The 17,163-nt window shown below is 59.2% G+C and carries 12 protein-coding genes, 1 tRNA gene and 1 other RNA gene; 12 read left to right on the plus strand and 2 right to left on the minus strand.

The annotated features are described in order from the left end of the window. Nucleotides 1-42: 42 nt before the first annotated feature. Both FY034_RS01070 and FY034_RS01075 read left to right on the plus strand, forming a co-directional pair. Nucleotides 43-1,326 (plus strand): O-acetylhomoserine aminocarboxypropyltransferase/cysteine synthase family protein, encoded by a 1,284-nt coding sequence (locus FY034_RS01070; RefSeq protein WP_265553129.1) that lies wholly within the window; start codon nucleotides 43-45, stop codon nucleotides 1,324-1,326. Continuing rightward, nucleotides 1,326-2,171 carry a carotenoid biosynthesis protein gene (locus FY034_RS01075; RefSeq protein WP_265553130.1) on the plus strand — a complete coding sequence of 282 codons (846 nt, stop codon included), beginning with the start codon at nucleotides 1,326-1,328 and terminating at the stop codon, nucleotides 2,169-2,171. The genes FY034_RS01070 and FY034_RS01075 overlap by 1 nt, the downstream gene beginning before the upstream one ends. Before the next feature lie 49 nt (nucleotides 2,172-2,220). On the opposite strand, the gene FY034_RS01080 is transcribed toward FY034_RS01075, so the two are convergent. Next, complete coding sequence (locus FY034_RS01080; protein WP_265553131.1) at nucleotides 2,221-2,982, minus strand: nucleoside phosphorylase; 762 nt, start codon at nucleotides 2,980-2,982, stop codon at nucleotides 2,221-2,223. Between the two features lie 96 nt (nucleotides 2,983-3,078). Between FY034_RS01080 and FY034_RS01085 the strand changes: the two genes are divergently transcribed. The 10 genes from FY034_RS01085 to FY034_RS01130 all read left to right on the plus strand — a co-directional run bounded on the left by FY034_RS01085 (nucleotide 3,079) and on the right by FY034_RS01130 (nucleotide 16,142). Then, nucleotides 3,079-3,169 (plus strand) — tRNA-Ser (locus tag FY034_RS01085). Between the two features lie 79 nt (nucleotides 3,170-3,248). After that, nucleotides 3,249-5,615: a fatty acid cis/trans isomerase gene (locus FY034_RS01090; protein ID WP_265553132.1), complete on the plus strand. Its 2,367-nt coding sequence runs from the start codon at nucleotides 3,249-3,251 to the stop codon at nucleotides 5,613-5,615. Nucleotides 5,616-5,738: 123 nt separating this feature from the next. Then, nucleotides 5,739-5,837, plus strand: an RNA gene (ffs, locus tag FY034_RS01095) — signal recognition particle sRNA small type. Nucleotides 5,838-5,887: 50 nt separating this feature from the next. After that, nucleotides 5,888-7,546 carry a DNA polymerase III subunit gamma/tau gene (gene dnaX, locus FY034_RS01100; protein ID WP_265553133.1) on the plus strand — a complete coding sequence of 553 codons (1,659 nt, stop codon included), beginning with the start codon at nucleotides 5,888-5,890 and terminating at the stop codon, nucleotides 7,544-7,546. Between the two features lie 52 nt (nucleotides 7,547-7,598). Further along, nucleotides 7,599-7,913, plus strand: a complete 315-nt coding sequence (locus tag FY034_RS01105) for a YbaB/EbfC family nucleoid-associated protein (protein WP_265553134.1) — start codon at nucleotides 7,599-7,601, stop codon at nucleotides 7,911-7,913. Nucleotides 7,914-8,046: 133 nt separating this feature from the next. Beyond that, nucleotides 8,047-8,640, plus strand: a complete 594-nt coding sequence (recR, locus tag FY034_RS01110) for a recombination mediator RecR (protein ID WP_265553135.1) — start codon at nucleotides 8,047-8,049, stop codon at nucleotides 8,638-8,640. A 52-nt stretch (nucleotides 8,641-8,692) separates the two neighbouring features. Further along, nucleotides 8,693-12,274 (plus strand): pyruvate:ferredoxin (flavodoxin) oxidoreductase, encoded by a 3,582-nt coding sequence (gene nifJ, locus FY034_RS01115; RefSeq protein WP_265553136.1) that lies wholly within the window; start codon nucleotides 8,693-8,695, stop codon nucleotides 12,272-12,274. A 79-nt stretch (nucleotides 12,275-12,353) separates the two neighbouring features. Further along, nucleotides 12,354-13,208: an Hsp33 family molecular chaperone HslO gene (gene hslO / locus FY034_RS01120; protein ID WP_265553137.1), complete on the plus strand. Its 855-nt coding sequence runs from the start codon at nucleotides 12,354-12,356 to the stop codon at nucleotides 13,206-13,208. Further along, the gene (locus FY034_RS01125) at nucleotides 13,183-15,630 is read left to right on the plus strand and encodes a U32 family peptidase (RefSeq protein ID WP_265553138.1); all 2,448 of its coding nucleotides are present in this window, start codon (nucleotides 13,183-13,185) and stop codon (nucleotides 15,628-15,630) included. Before hslO ends, FY034_RS01125 begins: the two co-directional genes overlap by 26 nt. After that, nucleotides 15,627-16,142: a thermonuclease family protein gene (locus FY034_RS01130; protein WP_265553139.1), complete on the plus strand. Its 516-nt coding sequence runs from the start codon at nucleotides 15,627-15,629 to the stop codon at nucleotides 16,140-16,142. Before FY034_RS01125 ends, FY034_RS01130 begins: the two co-directional genes overlap by 4 nt. On the opposite strand, the gene FY034_RS01135 is transcribed toward FY034_RS01130, so the two are convergent. Continuing rightward, nucleotides 16,139-17,161 (minus strand): response regulator, encoded by a 1,023-nt coding sequence (locus FY034_RS01135; RefSeq protein ID WP_265553140.1) that lies wholly within the window; start codon nucleotides 17,159-17,161, stop codon nucleotides 16,139-16,141. The two genes, FY034_RS01130 and FY034_RS01135, sit on opposite strands and share 4 nt — an antisense overlap. Nucleotides 17,162-17,163 lie beyond the last annotated feature (2 nt).

The following is a 17,163-nucleotide window of genomic DNA, read 5'->3' on the forward strand; positions in this document are numbered from 1 at the left end:
TAATGGCAAACCTAAACCTTTATTGTAAGGGAGGCAGCTAGCATGAATAAAGACTGGAAACTTGAAACCCTCGCCATTCAGGGCGGTTACGAACCCAAGGCCGGTGAGGCCCGCATCGTGCCGATCGTCCAGAGCACCACCTTCAAGTATGATGATGCCGACTACGTGGCCAAGCTGTTTGATCTTGAAGTGCCCGGCTTCTTTTATACCCGCCTGGGTAACCCCACGGCCGATGCCTTTGAAAAGAAGATCGCCCAGATGGAGGGTGGTGTGGCTGCCCTGGCCACCTCATCCGGCCAGGCGGCCATTACCCTGGCCATGTTGAACATCTGCCAGGCCGGCCAGCATATTGTCTCCGCCAGCACGCTCTACGGCGGCACCTACAATCTGTTTTCCTCAACCCTGCCCAAGCTGGGAATCGAGGTCACCTTTGTCGATCCCGATGCCTCGGCAGAGGTGATTGCCGCTGCCTTCCGGCCCACCACCCGGGCCCTGTATGCCGAGACTATCGGCAACCCCGGCATGAATGTGCTTGATTTTGAAAAGTTTGCTGGTGTTGCCGACACCCACAAGGTGCCGCTGGTGATCGACAACACCATGGCCACGCCCTACCTCTGCCGCCCCTTGGAGCTGGGGGCCAGCATTGTGGTCCATTCAGCCACCAAGTACATCGACGGTCATGCCACCAGCGTCGGCGGTGTAATTGTGGATGGCGGCAGTTTCAACTGGGATAACGGCAAATTTCCTGAACTGGTGGAGCCGGACGCCAGCTACCACGGCATGCAGTACGTCAAGACCTTCGGCCCGGCTGCCTACATCATCAAGGCGCGGGTGCAGCTGATGCGGGATCTGGGTGCCACCGTGGCACCGATGAACGCCTTCCTGTTTAACCTGGGGCTGCATACCCTGCCGTTGCGGATGCAGCGGCACAGCGAGAATGCCCTGGCCCTGGCCAAACACCTTGAGGCACATCCGGCAGTTTCCTGGGCCTGTTACCCCGGTCTGGCCAGCCACTCCAGTCATGGACGGGCACAGAAATACCTGCCCAAGGGCTGCAGCGGTGTGCTGACCTTCGGTATCAAAGGGGGGGCCGCAGCCGGCAAGAAGTTCATGGAGGCCTGCAAGTTGATCGCACTGGTGGTGCATGTGGGTGATGCCCGTTCCTGTGTGCTGCACCCGGCCAGCACCACCCACCGTCAGCTGACCGAAGAACAGCAGCTTTCCTCCGGGGTCAGCCCGGACCTGATCCGTCTGTCGGTGGGGATTGAGCATATTGATGACCTGATCGCCGACGTGAATCAGGCCTTGGAGGCAAGTCAGAAATAATGCTTGATATCGCCATTGGCACCTTTACCATGCGTCCCTATGTGTTCGCCTTTTTTGCCGCGTTTCTGCTGGCCTGCGTCCCCCATGTGGGCTGGAAAAAGACCCTGAGCTTTACCGGAGTGGGCTACCTGATCGCCTTTATCTCCGAGAAGCTGTCCATTACCACCGGCATCCCCTATGGCTGGTACTACTACATTGACAGCACCAAGACCAAAGAGCTCTGGATCTGGGGGGTGCCGTTCTTTGACTCGCTCTCCTATGTCTTTCTGACCTACTGCAGCTACACCACCGCCCTGCTGATCCTGTCACCGCTGGCAACCCGCGGCGCAGACCTGATCACCCTGGAGACCCGTGCCATCCGGCGTTCATGGGCGGCGCTGGTGTTGGGTTCATTCCTGCAGACCTTTCTGGATATTATCATTGACCCGGTGGCGCTGCAGGGCAAGCGCTGGTTTCTGGGGCAGATCTACGGCTACAAAGAGGTGGGGGTGCATTTCGGGGTGCCGCTGTCCAACTATGTCGGCTGGCTGTTGACCAGCTTTGTGCTGGTGGCGGCCTTTCAGTGGGTTGACCAGCGGCAGGAGACAGAGACCCCGCGGGGGATCTTTCCGATGCCGTTCAGGTCGCTGCTGGGGCCGCTTTTGTATCTTTCGGTGCTGCTGTTCAACTGGGGGGTGACGCTCTGGATCGGTGAGAAACTGCTGGCCATGACCGGCATCTTCATCTTTACCCTGCCGATTGTGCTGGTGGTGGTGCTGGCCCTGCAGCGGGTCAACCGCTACCGTGAAGAGGAGCTGCGGGAACATCTCAAGGATTATCCCTGGTCGCCGCTGGGCAGGTGGTAGCTATCTTGCTTTCATCGGCAATCTGAAGACAGCCGCCCCCGGTTTTTATCTACAGCATCGGCAGGATCTGCTGCAGGGCCAGGCCGAGATTTTTACCGGCCCTGCCGCTGTTGGCCGCCAGGCGGGCCAGTTGGGGAATGATGCGCGGCTTTTTCAGGCAGGTGAAGAGTACGCGGGGAATGCTGATCCTTAACTGTTCATCGGTAAGCTCATCCAGTGAAAAACCCAGTTCTTCGGCAGCATCATCGCTGATGGCGCGCAGGCCCAGAAAAGGAATCCCTGCTGCAGTGGCTGCCTGGGCTACTGCAGCACTCTCCATCTCCAGTACCGGGGTCGGGAGGTTGTCGGGCAGTGTTTCGGCGCAGGCGCTTTTGGTGGCGATCCTGCCGGTGGTAATGAAGCTGCCCTGCCAGGTCCGCAGCCCTCTATGCTGCAGTTCGGCAGACAACCGTGCAGTGATCAGTTCACTTCCCGGCAGGGTCACTTCGTTCAGGCCGTTCTCGTTGTCAGTGAAGAGACGTTTGCAGAGTACCAGGTCGGCCACCTGCGCCCCCGGGCGTACGGCACCGCAGAATCCGGCCGACAACAGCAGGTTTGGCCGGTCCGCGTTGATCAACTGGCGGGCTGCGAGGGCTGCAGCTGCCGTTCCCATACCGCCTTCAACCACCGTGACCAGCCGGTCCGCCAGCATGCCCCGGTAGCAGGGGATGCCACCCACCAGACGCCGCTTGACCTGCTGCAGGCGCTTGACCAGCGCGACCCGCTCCTCGGGCATTGCCACAATAATGCCGATATGCTTGACTGTATCCATGCTGCGTACTGTACCCCCATTTGTTGCCCCTGAAAAGCCCCTGATCAAAATTCTGGACAAACAGGTCATATTCATGTAATTAAAAAAGTTCTTCCTGGAGAGGTGTCCGAGTGGCTGAAGGAGCACGCCTGGAAAGTGTGTGTACGCTAATCCCGTACCCAGGGTTCAAATCCCTGCCTCTCCGCCATACCTATAAAGGGCTACGTACTTGATTGTCGTAGCCCTTTTTCTTTGCCATCCCCCGTCCTAGCAAGGAGGACAGCCGCATGCGCCCTGCCCGTATCCTTTCCTGTTGTGCCGTCCTGCTGCTGGCTCTGGTCCTGGCGGGCTGCTTTGCCAAACCGCTGCCGCCGGTGGTGGTACCGCTGCCCACCCGCCAGATCAACTATCAGAAAGAGGTCAAGCCGCTGCTGGACAAGCGCTGCACGGTCTGTCACTCCTGTTACAACTCCCCCTGCCAACTCAAGCTCGACTCCTTTGAGGGGCTTGACCGCGGCAGCTCCAAGCAGGCGATCTACAACGGCACCCGCCTGCATACCATGGAGCCGACCCGTCTGTTTGTTGATGCCCAGACAACCGGGCAGTGGCGTGCGAAAGGCTTTTCCAGTGTCACCGACAGTACCGTGTCAGGCAATCTGAACGACTCGCTGATGATCCAGATGCTGGCCCATAAGATCAAAAATCCCAAGAGCAGTGGCGACTACCGGCCTGAGGCCGATGACCTGACCTGTGCAAAGGACCAGGATGAACTGGGCAGCTATCTTGCCAAGCATCCCAATCGCGGCATGCCCTTCGGTTTCCCGCCGCTCAAGCAGGATGAGTTCAATCTGATCGCCGGCTGGCTGGTGCAGGGGGCCAAAGGGCCGGACACTGCCCAACAGCAGGAACTGACGCTGCCCAAGGCGGCAGATGCCCGCGCCATGGCGCAGTGGGAGACGTTTCTGAATCAGGATGATCCCAAGCATGGCATGACCGCCCGTTATCTGTACGAACATCTCTTTCTGGCTCACCTGAAATTTGCTACCGGCACCAATGAATTCTATGAGCTGGTCCGTTCCCGTACAGCACCCGGCACGGCGCTGGAGCTGATCCCGAGTGTGCGGCCCTACGATGACCCCGGCGTGGCGCGGTTCTATTACCGTTTCAGGAAAATTCACTCAACCATTGTCCACAAGACCCACATGGTTGTTGAGCTGGATGATGCCTATCTGAAAAGGATTCAGGAACTGTTCATCCAGCCTGAGTGGCTGCAGACACCGCACCTGATGGGGTATGAACCGCAGTTGAGTGCCAATCCCTTTCTGGTCTATGAACAGATGCCGCCCCGCAGCCGTTATCAGTTTCTGCTGGATAATGCCAGATACATCATCATGACCTTTATCCATGGCCCGGTCTGCAAGGGACAGATCGCCCTGAATGTGATTGATGACCACTTCTGGGTGATGTTCATGGACCCGGCCCATGACCTGATGGTTGCCTATCCCGGTTTTATCAGGCTCTACAGCGATACCCTGCGGATGCCGATTGAGCAGGGCAGCGACATGGGGCTCTTCTCGGCGGTGAGTGACCGCTACAGTAAAGGAGCCCTTACCTACTACCAGGCCCGCCAGAATTTTTATGCGGCCCACCACTATGCCGGGCTGGGGTATGAGGCGATCTGGAAGGGAAACCGGCCGGTCGACGCACCGCTCCTGACGGTCTACCGTCATTTTGATAATGCCTCTGTGCACAAAGGGGCGCTGGGTAATCTCCCCAAGACGCTCTGGGTGATTGACTACCCTCTGCTGGAGCGGATCTACTATGCGCTGGTGGCTGGCTTTGATGTCTACGGCAACGTTGCCCACCAGCTCTCATTACGGCTCTACATGGATACCCTGCGGATGGAGGGTGAGAGCTACTTTCTTGATTTTCTGCCTGCCGATAAACGCCAGGAGCTGATGCAGTCCTGGTACCTGGGGCTTGACCTGAAAAAGGTGGGGTACTATCCCTCGCCGAGGCCGGCCAGGATCGCCTTTGCCACCAACGATCCCAAGCGGGAGTTTGTCGAGCACCTGGTGGACAAGCACCTGTTACCGGCAACCGGCATCACTTTTGATCCGATCAACTACCTGCGGGCCGGTGCCAGCTACCCGCGGCTGCCGGAAAAGCTGCGCAGTATGGATGACTACCTGTTGGCCTTCCGCTCCCTTGCCCGGCCCGGCATGCCGTTTATCACCGTGGTCAACGATTACAACGCCAATCTGGCCTATCTGCGGATTCGTCTTAACAGCGGCAAAGATCTGGTTCATTCCGTTGTGATCAATCGTTGGCATGATAACGTGGCCTTCCTGTTTGGCGAGGATGGCCGCCTGGATCCGGCCCGGGATGATGCCGACTTCATTCCCGGCCTGATCGGTCCCTATCCCAACTACTTTTTTGATGTGTCAGAGCATGATCTGCCTGATTTCTTTCAGCTGCTGTCAAACTTCAAGGGGACGCCGGAGGAGCTGGCGCGGCTCAAAAAGTATGGCATCAACCGTGCTGATGACCGCTTCTGGGAATCCTACGACTGGTTTCAGAAGCGGTTTGATCAGGAAAACCCGGTCAGGGGCGGATTGTTGGACCTGAACCGGTACTACTACCAGGCAAACTGATGCAGCATATCGTTCAGGCGGGGCGTCCCGGCGCCTTGAACAGGTTTTGACAAAACCGCAGCAGTGTGCTATGCAGACAACCTGCTCAATCCTCAGCATTTTCTGTTTGTGGGCGGAGATGACAGCCGGGCCCTGCGCAACGGCAGGCCGTGAACCCCGCCAGGTCCGGAAGGAAGCAACGGCAGCGGCTGTCGCTGTGTGCCGCAGGTAAACCCGGCTGTCATCTCCGCCCACAACGTTTGTACTGCATGTCCAGATTCAGGAAGCCACCCGTGTCCTACGAAGTCCTTGCCCGCAAATATCGCCCCCAGACCTTTGCCGGATTGACCGGTCAGGAGCATGTCAGCCGTACCCTGCAGAACGCCATTGATACCGGCCGGGTGGCCCATGCCTTCCTGTTTACCGGGGCGCGGGGGGTCGGCAAGACCAGTACCGCCCGTATCCTGGCCAAGGCCCTCAACTGCGAGCAGGGTGTCACGCTGGAACCATGCAACGTCTGCCCGCACTGCCGCGAGATTACCGACGGCAGTTCCACCGATGTCTTTGAGATCGACGGCGCCTCCAATACCGGTGTGGATGATGTCCGGGAACTGCGGGACAACAGCCGCTATCTTCCCTCCCACAGCCGCTACAAGATCTACATCATCGACGAAGTGCACATGCTCTCCACCAACGCCTTCAACGCCCTGTTGAAGACGCTGGAAGAGCCGCCGCCCCATGTCAAGTTCATCTTTGCCACCACTGAACCGCATAAACTGCCGATTACCATCCTTTCCCGCTGCCAGCGTTTTGATTTCAAGCGGGTACCGCTGATCAAGATCGTGGGCCGCCTGCGCGAGATCGCTGATCAGGAAGGGATTGTCATCAGCGATGCCGCCCTGGCCCTGATTGCCCGCAAGGGTGACGGCAGCATGCGGGATTCCATCACCTGTTTTGATCAGGTGCTGGCCTTCTGCGGCAACACCGTGGCCGTTGAGGATGTGGCTACCCTGGTGGGGGTGGTGGATCGCCGTCTGCTGGCTGACCTGTCCAGCGCCGTCTTTGCCGGCGACACCCAGGGGGCCCTGGAAGGGGTCCGGCGGGTAGATGCCTTCGGCTATAACGTGCGCCAGTTCACCCAGGAACTGATCAGTCATTTCCGCAATCTGCTGATTATCCGTTCGGTCCCCAAACCGGGCGAGATCCTTGACCTGGCCGAGGCGGAGCTGGAAGAGTTACGGCAGCAGGCAGGTGAACAGAGTGCTGCCGATATCCAGCGCCGCCTGACCCTGCTGGTCAAGGCTGAGTCCGAGATGGCCCATGCCTCGTTTCCGCGGTTGCTGCTGGAGATGGTGCTGCTGAAGATGGCAACCCTGCAACCGGTGCTGCCGATTCAGCAACTGCTGGACCGGATCAAGCACCTCGAGACCGGGGTGGCCCAGACAACCCCGGAGCTGTGGGCTGCCCCCAAACAACAGGCTGCCGTCAAACCGGTCCCGCCGGTGCGCCATGGGCAACCGTCTGTCCAGCAGCCGGTGGCATCCACACCGCAGGGTGGCGGGGGCTGGGAGCGTTTTGTGGCCTTCTGCCTTGAGCAGAAACCGGCCCTGGGGGCGCTGCTTGAGCATGGTTCGCCCCTGGCCTATGCCCCTGACCGGCTGGAGATCGGGTTCCCCGAGGGTTCCTACTTCCTGAACAGTCTGCAGGACCCCGATAACAAACAGGCGGTTGATGCGCTGGCGGCCCAGTACATGCATCAGCCCACCGTGGTCAAGATCGTGTCAATTGCCGCTGTTGCAGACGGGAATTCGCCCTGCTCTCTGGCCGAAAAAAAAAAGCATGATGAGGAACAGCGACGGGAGTCAATCCGGCGCGAGGTGACCGAGCATCCGGTAGTGCAGGAGGCGCTACGGGTACTGGGTGGCGAGATTGTCGAAATCAAGGAAATGTAAACGCTGCATAGCGGAACATCGTTTCAGATGATACCACAGAAGGAGATGCGCAATGTCCAAAGGTTTGGCAGGAATCATGAAGCAGGCCCAGATGATCCAGCAGAAGATGGCAAAACTGCAGGAAGAAGCCGCCCTGAAAGAGGCAGAGGCCTCAGCAGGCGGCGGTGCCGTGACGGTGGTGGTAAACGGTAAGAACGAGATCAAGTCGCTGACTATCAAGCCTGAGGCGGTTGATCCCAATGATGTTGAGATGCTGCAGGACCTGATTATTGCAGCCACCAACGAGGCCCTCAAAAAGGTGCACGAGGAACTTTCGGGCGAGATGTCCAAGATCACCGGCGGCATGAGTATTCCCGGTCTGTTCTAGTGGCCGGCTTTTACTCCTGCTGTAATTGAACTGGCTGATTTCAATGGAAACGTGCAGACGCGGGGCTCCCTTCGTCTGCATATTTTTAACCGCACTATAATTATAAAAAATTGTTTTATCTGGTTAATATTCTATGCTACAACATGCTCCAACACTGACACGGCTGGTGGGAGAACTGAAGAAACTTCCCGGTATTGGCGAACGCACGGCACTGCGTCTGGCCTTCCATCTCCTCAAGTCACCCCAGAATCTCGGCTCCCTGGCAGAGGCGCTTGTGCAGGTTCAGGAACGGGTTTGCGCCTGTTCCGTCTGTTTTGCCCTGACCGAGCAGGATCCCTGTCCGATCTGCAGCGGCGGACGTGACAGCAGTGTGATCTGCGTGGTTGAGACCTCGCAGGATATGCTGGCCCTTGAACGGAGCAACGCCTACCACGGTGCGTACCATGTCCTGCAGGGGGCTATTTCACCGCTCCACGGCGTCAATCCGGATGATCTGCGGATCAAGGAACTTCTGGCGCGGATTGAACAAGGGCAGGTCGACGAGGTGGTGATTGCCACCAACTTCACGGTGGAAGGTGAGACAACCGCCCTCTACCTGGCGCGGCAACTGAAGCCGCTGGGGCTTAGAGTCACCCGGCTGGCACACGGTATCCCGCTGGGCAGCGATATCGAATTTGTGGACCCTGCCACGGTGCAATGGGCCATGAAGGGGAGAAGCGAACTTTAGATCCGTTTTGCGTATCGGACATTACCAGTACCACATCAACAGGAGGAGCAGTATGAGCAAGAAGATGGTCACCATCGACGGCAACACCGCCGCAGCCCACGTGGCCCACGCCACTAACGAAGTTATTGCCATTTATCCGATTACCCCGTCCTCGGTCATGGGTGAGATCTCCGACGCCAAGAGCGCCGTGGGTGAAAAGAACATCTGGGGCAACGTCCCGTCCGTGGTTGAGATGCAGTCCGAAGGCGGCGCTGCCGGTGCCGTACACGGCGCCCTGCAGGCCGGTGCGCTGACCACCACCTTCACCGCCTCCCAGGGCCTCTTGCTGATGATCCCGAACATGTTCAAGATCGCCGGTGAGCTGACCTCCACGGTCTTCCATGTCTCGGCCCGCGCCATTGCTGCCCAGGCGTTGTCGATCTTCGGTGACCACTCCGACGTGATGTCCTGCCGCTCAACCGGCTGGGCCTTCCTCTGCTCCAACAACGTGCAGGAGGTGATGGACTTTGCCCTGATCGCCCAGTCCTCCACCCTGCGCAGCCGTGTGCCGTTCCTGCACTACTTCGACGGCTTCCGTACCTCCCATGAGGTGCAGAAGGTGGTTGAGCTGACCTTTGACGAAATGCGTGCCATGATCGACGACAAGCTGGTTGCCGAGCACAAGGCCCGCGGTCTGAATCCGGACAAGCCGGTTATGCGTGGTACCGCCCAGAACCCTGACGTCTACTTCCAGGGTCGTGAGACCGTGAACCAGTTCTATCCGATCTGTGAGAAGATCGTGCAGGAGGAGATGGACAAATTCGGCAAGCTGACCGGCCGTAAGTACAAGCTGGTTGATTATGTCGGTGCCAAGGATGCCGAGCGCGTGGTTGTGGTGATGGGCTCAGGTGCCGACGTGGTACAGGATACCGTTGAAAACCTGGCTAAAAAAGGTGAGAAGGTCGGCGTGGTTAAAATTCGCCTGTATCGCCCCTTCCCGCTGGATGCCTTTATCAAGGCGCTGCCCAAGACCGTCAAGAAGATTGCTGTTCTGGATCGTACCAAAGAGCCCGGCTCCCTGGGCGAGCCGATCTACCTGGATGTGCGTACTGCCATCGGCGAGGCAATGGCTTCCGGCAAGCTGAAGATGAAGGGCTATCCGGTCATCGTTGGTGGTCGCTACGGTCTGGGCTCCAAAGAGTTCAACCCGGCCATGGCCAAGGCGGTTCTGGACAACCTCAAGGCTGCCAAGCCCAAGAACAAGTTTGTGGTCGGTATTGAGGAAGATGTTACCAACAGCAGCCTCAAGGTTGATTACTCCTTTACCAACCCGATGCCCGGTACCTACGAGGCGATGTTCTTCGGTCTGGGTTCCGACGGTACGGTTGGTGCCAACAAGAACTCCATCAAGATCATTGGTGAAGAGACCAATAACAACGCCCAGGCCTACTTTGTGTATGACTCCAAGAAGGCCGGTTCCATGACTACCTCGCACCTGCGTTTTGGTAAAAAGCCGATCCGTGCACCGTACCTGGTGCAGGAGGCAGACTTTGTGGCCTGCCATAACTTCTCCTTCCTGGAGAAGTACGACATGTTGTCCAAGGCCAAGACCGGCGCAACCTTCCTTCTGAATGCCCCCTTCTCTGCGGAAGAGGTCTGGGACACCATGCCCAAGGAAGTACAGCAGCAGATTATCAGCAAGAAGCTGAAGTTCTACGTGATCGACGGCGTCAAGCTGGGCAATGAAATCGGCCTCGGACCCCGTATCAACGTGATCATGCAGACCGCCTTCTTCAAGATCTCCAACATCATCCCGCTCAAGGATGCCGTGGCCTCCATCAAGGGCGCCATCAAGAAGTCCTATGGCAAGGCAGGTGAGAAGGTGCTGGAGATGAACTACAAGGCGGTTGATGCCGGCTTGAACAACTTCTACGAAGTGAAGGTGCCGACCAAGGCCAGCAGCAAGCTGAAGATGGCTGCTGCCGTGTCCAGCAAGGCACCCAAGTTCGTCAAGGATGTCACCGGCGTGATCGTGGCCGGTCTGGGCGACCAGCTGCCGGTTTCCAAGATGCCCGCCGACGGTACCTTCCCGACCGCAACCAGCCAGTACGAGAAGCGTAACATCGCCACCGAGATTCCGGTCTGGGATGAGAAGCTCTGTATCCAGTGCGGTATCTGCTCCTTTGTCTGCCCCCACGCAGCCGTACGGATGAAGTCCTATGACGGCAAGCTGCTAAAGGATGCCCCCAAGACCTTCAAAACCGCTGATTGCAAGATCAAGGGCCAGGAAGGCAAGAAGCTGACGGTTCAGGTGGCACCGGAAGATTGTACCGGTTGCGGTGCCTGTGCCCACAACTGCCCTGCCAAGGACAAGACCAATGCCAACCACAAGGCGCTGGACATGACCTTCCAGCCGCCGCTGCGTGCCTCAGAGGCAGAGAACTTCGAGTTCTTCCTGAAGCTGCCTGATGTTGATGCCAGCCAGCTCAAGCTGGATACCCTCAGCAACAACCAGCTGGTTCGTCCGCTGTTCGAGTTCTCCGGTGCCTGCGCCGGCTGCGGCGAGACCCCGTACCTGAAGCTGCTGACCCAGCTGTTCGGCGACCGGATGATCGTGGCCAACGCCACCGGCTGCTCCTCCATCTACGGCGGTAACCTGCCCACCACCCCCTATGCTCAGCGTACTGACGGGCGTGGTCCGGCCTGGTCCAACTCCCTGTTCGAGGACAACGCCGAGTTCGGTTACGGTATGCGTCTGACCGTGGACCAGTTCACCAAGTCTGCCGGTGAGTATCTGGTTACCCTGTCCGAGAACAAGGCCTTTGCTGCCAATGCCAAGCTGTTTAAAGAGATCCTCTCCGCTGACCAGTCCACCCAGGCCGGTATTGAGGCCCAGCGTGGCCGGGTTGAGAAGCTGAAGGCCGCTCTGAAAGGCAGCAAGGATGCCACTGCCAAGCTGCTGATCCCGATTGCCGATTACCTGGTCAAGAAGTCGGTCTGGTGTATCGGTGGTGACGGCTGGGCCTATGACATCGGTTTCGGCGGTCTGGACCATGTCATCGCATCCGGCAAGAACATCAACCTGTTCGTACTGGATACCGAGGTCTACTCCAACACCGGCGGACAGGCCTCCAAGTCCACCCCGCTGGGTGCGGTTGCCCAGTTTGCCGCAGGCGGCAAGCCGGTTTCCAAGAAAGACCTGGGCATGATCGCCATGTCCTACGGTTCGGTCTATGTGGCCACCGTGGCACTGTCCAACCCGGCCCAGTGTGTTAAGGCCATGCTTGAGGCCGAGGCCTATGATGGTCCTTCCATCATCATCGCCTACTCGCACTGCATCGCCCACGGCATTGACATGACCGCCGGTGTGGATGCCCAGCGCAAGGCAGTACAGTCAGGCTACTGGCCGCTGTACCGCTACAACCCGGCCCTGGCTGCCGAGTGCAAGAACCCGCTGCAACTGGACAGCAAGGCTGCAACCATCAGCTTTGAAGAGTACACCAATAACGAGAACCGTTACCGGATGCTCAAGAAGGCCAACCCCAAAGGGGCAGACGCCATGATGAAGAAGGCTGCTGAATGGTCCAAGGCGCACTTTGCCTACTACCAGAAGCTGGCAGCACTGAACTTCGAGGACAGCTGCGAGAAGAAGTAGTCTCCTGCTTTATAAAAGTGCTACAATTCAGCCCCGCGGGAAACCGCGGGGCTTTTTTATCTGAACAGGGAGTCCTCTCATGCATGATCATATCGCCCGCGCCATGGCGGTCAAAGGCAAGATCCGGGCTGTGGCCTGCATCACCACCAAATTGGCAAACGATATCTGTTTTCTGCAAGGCACCTCACCCATTGCTTCCATCGCGCTGGGGCGTGCCCTGTCCGGGGCAGCCCTGGTGGGGAGTACCCTCAAGCAGGGTCAACGGACCGCAATCAAGTTCGAGGGGGGCGGGCCGCTCAAAAAGTTGATCGCCGAGGTGGAGTGGGATGGTGCCATCAGGGGGACGGTGGCGGTGCCGGATGCGGTTGCCGAGAGCGTGCCTGCTGCACTGGGCAGGGCCGGATTCCTGACGGTCACCAGGGATCTGGGGATGAAAGATCCCTACACCGGCATGGTGCAGCTCTACACCAGTGAGATTGCCGAGGATCTGGCCTATTACCTGACCGACTCCGAGCAGGTCCCCTCGGCCATGGGACTGGCGGTGAGCCTGGCAGATGATGGGCAGATCGCGGTCAGCGGCGGTTTTCTGATCCAGTCGCTGCCGCCTGCCGATGAGGAGGCCGTGGAGCGGATCATGGCAACCATCGCCACACTGCCGCCACTGACCACGCTTCTGAAGGACGGCACCACACCCCAGCAGCTGCTGGATATACTGCTGGAGGGGGTGGAACACCACCCGCTGGAGTCAACGGACCTGTTCTTCCGTTGCGGCTGCTCCCGTGACAAGGTGGAGCGGGCCCTCCTGTCGCTGGGTGCGGACGGACTTGCCAAGATGATTGCCGAGCAGGGCGAGGCATCGGTCACCTGTGAATTCTGCAAGCAGCAGTACCGGTTTGAAAGGAGCGAACTTGAAACGCTCAGCAGGTCATACTAAGTCGGCAAAGGCTTCAGTGGTGCCAGCAACCGCCAGCGAACCTGTCCGGTCGCAGTCGGCTGCACCGGAAATCCTGGCCCCCTGCGGCTCCCTGGAGGCCTTTTTTGCCGCCATGGAGTCGGGGGCCGATGCGGTGTATGCGGGCTTGAGGGAGTTTTCAGCCCGTGCCCGTGCCAAAAACTTCACCCTGGGCCAGATGGCGCGGATGCTGGCCTATGCCCATCAGCGGGGTCGCAAGATCTATATCACTCTCAACACGCTGGTAAAGCAGCAGGAGCTGCCCCAACTGGTGGAGACCCTGGCAGAACTGGCCCGGCTGCGGGTGGATGGGGTGATCGTGCAGGATATGGCGGTGGCCCGATTGGTGCGGAACCATTTCCCCTCCATTCCGCTGCATGCCTCCACCCAGATGACCATCCACAACTTGCCCGGTGTCAAGCTGCTGGAGGAGTACGGCTTTGAACGGGTGGTGCTGGCCCGTGAACTGCAGCTGGCAGACATCGCCTCGATCGCATCTCAAACCGGTGCCGAGCTGGAGATCTTTGTCCATGGCGCGCTCTGTTTCTGCGTCTCCGGTCAGTGCCACTTTTCCTCCCTGTTGGGGGGGCATAGCGGCAATCGCGGCCGCTGTGCCCAGCCTTGCCGCCGTCTCTACAGTCACCGCGGCAAAGAGGGCTACTATTTCTCACCCAACGACCTTTCTGCGCTGGAGTTGATCCCTGAGCTGGCCGCCGCCGGAGTGACCTCACTGAAGATCGAAGGCAGGATGAAGTCGGCCGATTATGTGGCCAAGGTGGTCAAGGCCTACCGCTTGATGGTCGATGGTGACGCAACAGCACGTAAGGAGACCCTGAAGGCTGCCAAGGAGCTGTTAAAGGACTCCTTTGGCCGCACCCCCACTAAAGGTTTTCTGGCCTCCAGTAATCCGGTTGATATTGCCAACCCCTGGCTGCGGGGCGGCACCGGCCGGTTCAGTGGCGAGGTCAAGCAGGCCCGCCAGGGGCAGATCAGTTTTGAAACCCGCGACGGGTTGCAGGTGGGGGACCGCCTGCGGCTGCAGCCCAAGAGTGACCAGGCCGGCCAGGCCTGGACCCTGCGGGAGTTGTATGTGAATCGCAAGAAGGTGCATGAGTGCAAGGCCGGCACCCTGGTGGAGGTGGCCTGCCCCTTTGAGGCCCGTCCCGGTGATGCCCTGTTCAAGGTGGGGGCTGCCGATGCCTTTGGCATGAGTGATGAGGCGGCCAACCGCAGGCTGCAGGCAGCCGGGCCGGACCGGGTGGCGGTGCGGTTGGAGCTGGCCTGCAGGCAGGGGGACGCTGGCTGGAGCCTGGAGGTTGCTGCGCGGATTGGTGCAGCAGCTTTTTCCTATGTATTCCCCTTGGGAGCACTGGAAGCTGCCCGCAGCAGTGATATGGCCGGGGTGCTGCAGGCCCGTTTCAGTGAAACCGGTGAGACTCCGTTCAGGCTTGAGAGCCTGCAGGCCCCTGACTTTCCGGCACTCTTTATCCCGCCGGCCCGCCTGAAGGAGATCCGGCGCGAGCTGTATCAGCGGCTGGAACAGGAGGGTACTGCAGAGGAACGCAGGCGGATAGCAGAGGCCAAGGCAGCGGCGCTGCGCGAGATCGGTTCAGAAGCCAAAGGAGTGCCTGGCAGAGGGCAGGGCGAGGAACTGATCCTGCAGGTGGATAGCCCGTCGGAGGTGCGTTGGGCCTTATCCCAGGGGGCACAGCAGGTGGTGGTGCCGCTCCACCGGGCTGCCATCCATGAGTTGCCACGCTATCTGGGCCGGCTGAAAGGGGATGCCGCTCAGCTGGTCTGGCAACTGCCGTTCATGCTGTTTGATCAGGAACTGCCCTTTATCATGGAAGTGCTTGATGCACTCTACCAGGCCGGCTTTCGTTGTTTTGAGATCACCAATCCCGGTCAGCTTAAACTGCTGCAACGCTATGCAGGGCTGCAGCTGTCATCCGGCTATCGTCTGTTCACCCTGAACAGTCAGGCCCTGACGTTCTGGCAGGAACAGGGTGTCCAGCGGGCAACCCTTTACCTTGAGGATGACCGGGAAAATCTGGCTGATCTGTTGGGGCTGTCACAGCCTTTGACCGTGCTGGTCTACAGCCCGGTTGAGGTGATGGCCACCCGGGTCAGGATCAAGGAGATCAGCAGCGGTGCCCCCTTACAGTCAGACCGTGGCGAAGGGTACCGGATTCGCGGCCGGGACGGTTTTACCCATATCAGTGCCACTACGCCGTTCTCTCTGCTGGGGCGGCTGGCGGAACTGCGCCGGATGGGCTGCCGCTCTTTCATGCTTGATCTGTCGGAGACCCCGCCTGAGCGGCGCGGCGAACTGCTGGAGGCGTTCAGGTCTGATCGCGTAGTTCAGGGGGCGACGCTCTTTAACTATGAACGGGGGTTGACATGAACAGGGGGCTCTGGTGCGTGATCATGCTGTTGCTACTGCTGCCTGCAGGAGCGCCGGCAGCAGCAGAAACCCTGCGGGGGATGGTCAAGGCGGTACATGACGGTGATACTGTGGTGTTGGTAGGCCGGGGTACCGGCCGGGTAACGGTGCGGTTGTACGGTGTTGATGCGCCTGAGGCCCGCAAGCCGGACAGTCCGGGCCAGCCCTTTGGCAGCCAGGCCAAACGGGTGCTGATGTTCAAGGTGTTGGGCAAGGAGGTAACGGCCGAGGTGCAGGATCGTGACCAGTATGGCCGCACGGTGGCCGTGCTGCAGCTGGCAGGCAGGGATATCAATGCCGAGATGGTGGCAGAAGGGATGGCCTGGGCCTATCGTCAGTTTCTGAACGGCCCCTATGCTTCACGCTACAGTGCGTTGGAAGAACAGGCCCGGCGTCAGCACCGGGGGCTCTGGCGGGATGCTAACCCTCAGCCCCCCTGGGAGTTCAGGCGGGGCCAGAAGCGGCGGCGTTAATTTTTCAGCTTCTTTGACAGTTCCAGGGCCCGCTTGACCCGTGACACCACCCGCAGCGGCTGGACCGGTTTGGGAATGAAGTCAAAAAATCCGGAATCAAGCGCCTTCTGCTCTTCATCGGTGGAGGCGCGGCCGGTCAGCATGATCACCGGAATCGATGCGGTAATCGGATTGGCCTTGATGGCCCGCAGCAGGCCATGCCCATCCAGTTTGGGCATCTGGGCATCGGTAATTACCAGTTGAGGACGGTGGGTCAGCGTGGTCTTGAGCGCCTCAATACCGTCTTTGCAGATAATGACGTTGTAGCCTTCCTTTACCAGGGCTGCCTGCACAACGGTGGCAACCGTAGGAGAATCCTCCACCACCAGAATCGTGTTACCGGCATCCGGGTTAACCGGTGCATTCAGATAGTGCCGGGCGATTGCCTCCAGGATCTCCTTGCGGGTCGCGATTACCGGCACTACCTGCAGTCCGGTGATACGGGCAATCATGTCGGTGGTCTCGCCGTCAAAGGGGTCGGTTATGGCCACTGCCAGCATCATATCCTTGTGTTTCAACGGAAACACGAGCCGTTTCATGACAAACTCGGTGGGCAGCAGGTTGATCGTCTCGGCCGGATAGGTGCGGTTACTGAAGTCAGCAATGGTCTTGAAGCCAAACTGGCGTCCCAGCGCCTCTACCAGCTCAAGCTCGGTGATGACCCCCATCTCTTCCAGCACTTCACCCAGTTTTTTCCCTTCGGCATGCTGCCGTTCCAGCGCCCGTTCCAGGGTCCTTTCGCTGATCAGCTTGGCCTTTACCAGTATGTCGCCCAGCTGCTTTTTCTGGTTGATGTCGGCAAAGGGGCTGTGCTGGCTGACCAGTGCCTCCATCAGCTCTGCCTCGGTAATAACCCCCATCTCTTCCAGGACCTGTCCCAGGCGCTTGGCGGTTGCCTTTTGCCGTTCCAACGCCCGTTCCAGCGTCTTTCTGCTGATCAGCTCGGTATCAACCAGTATGTCGCCCAGCTGCTTTGTCATAC

Source organism: Trichlorobacter lovleyi (assembly GCF_015239775.1).
GTDB lineage: Bacteria > Desulfobacterota > Desulfuromonadia > Geobacterales > Pseudopelobacteraceae > Trichlorobacter > Trichlorobacter lovleyi_B.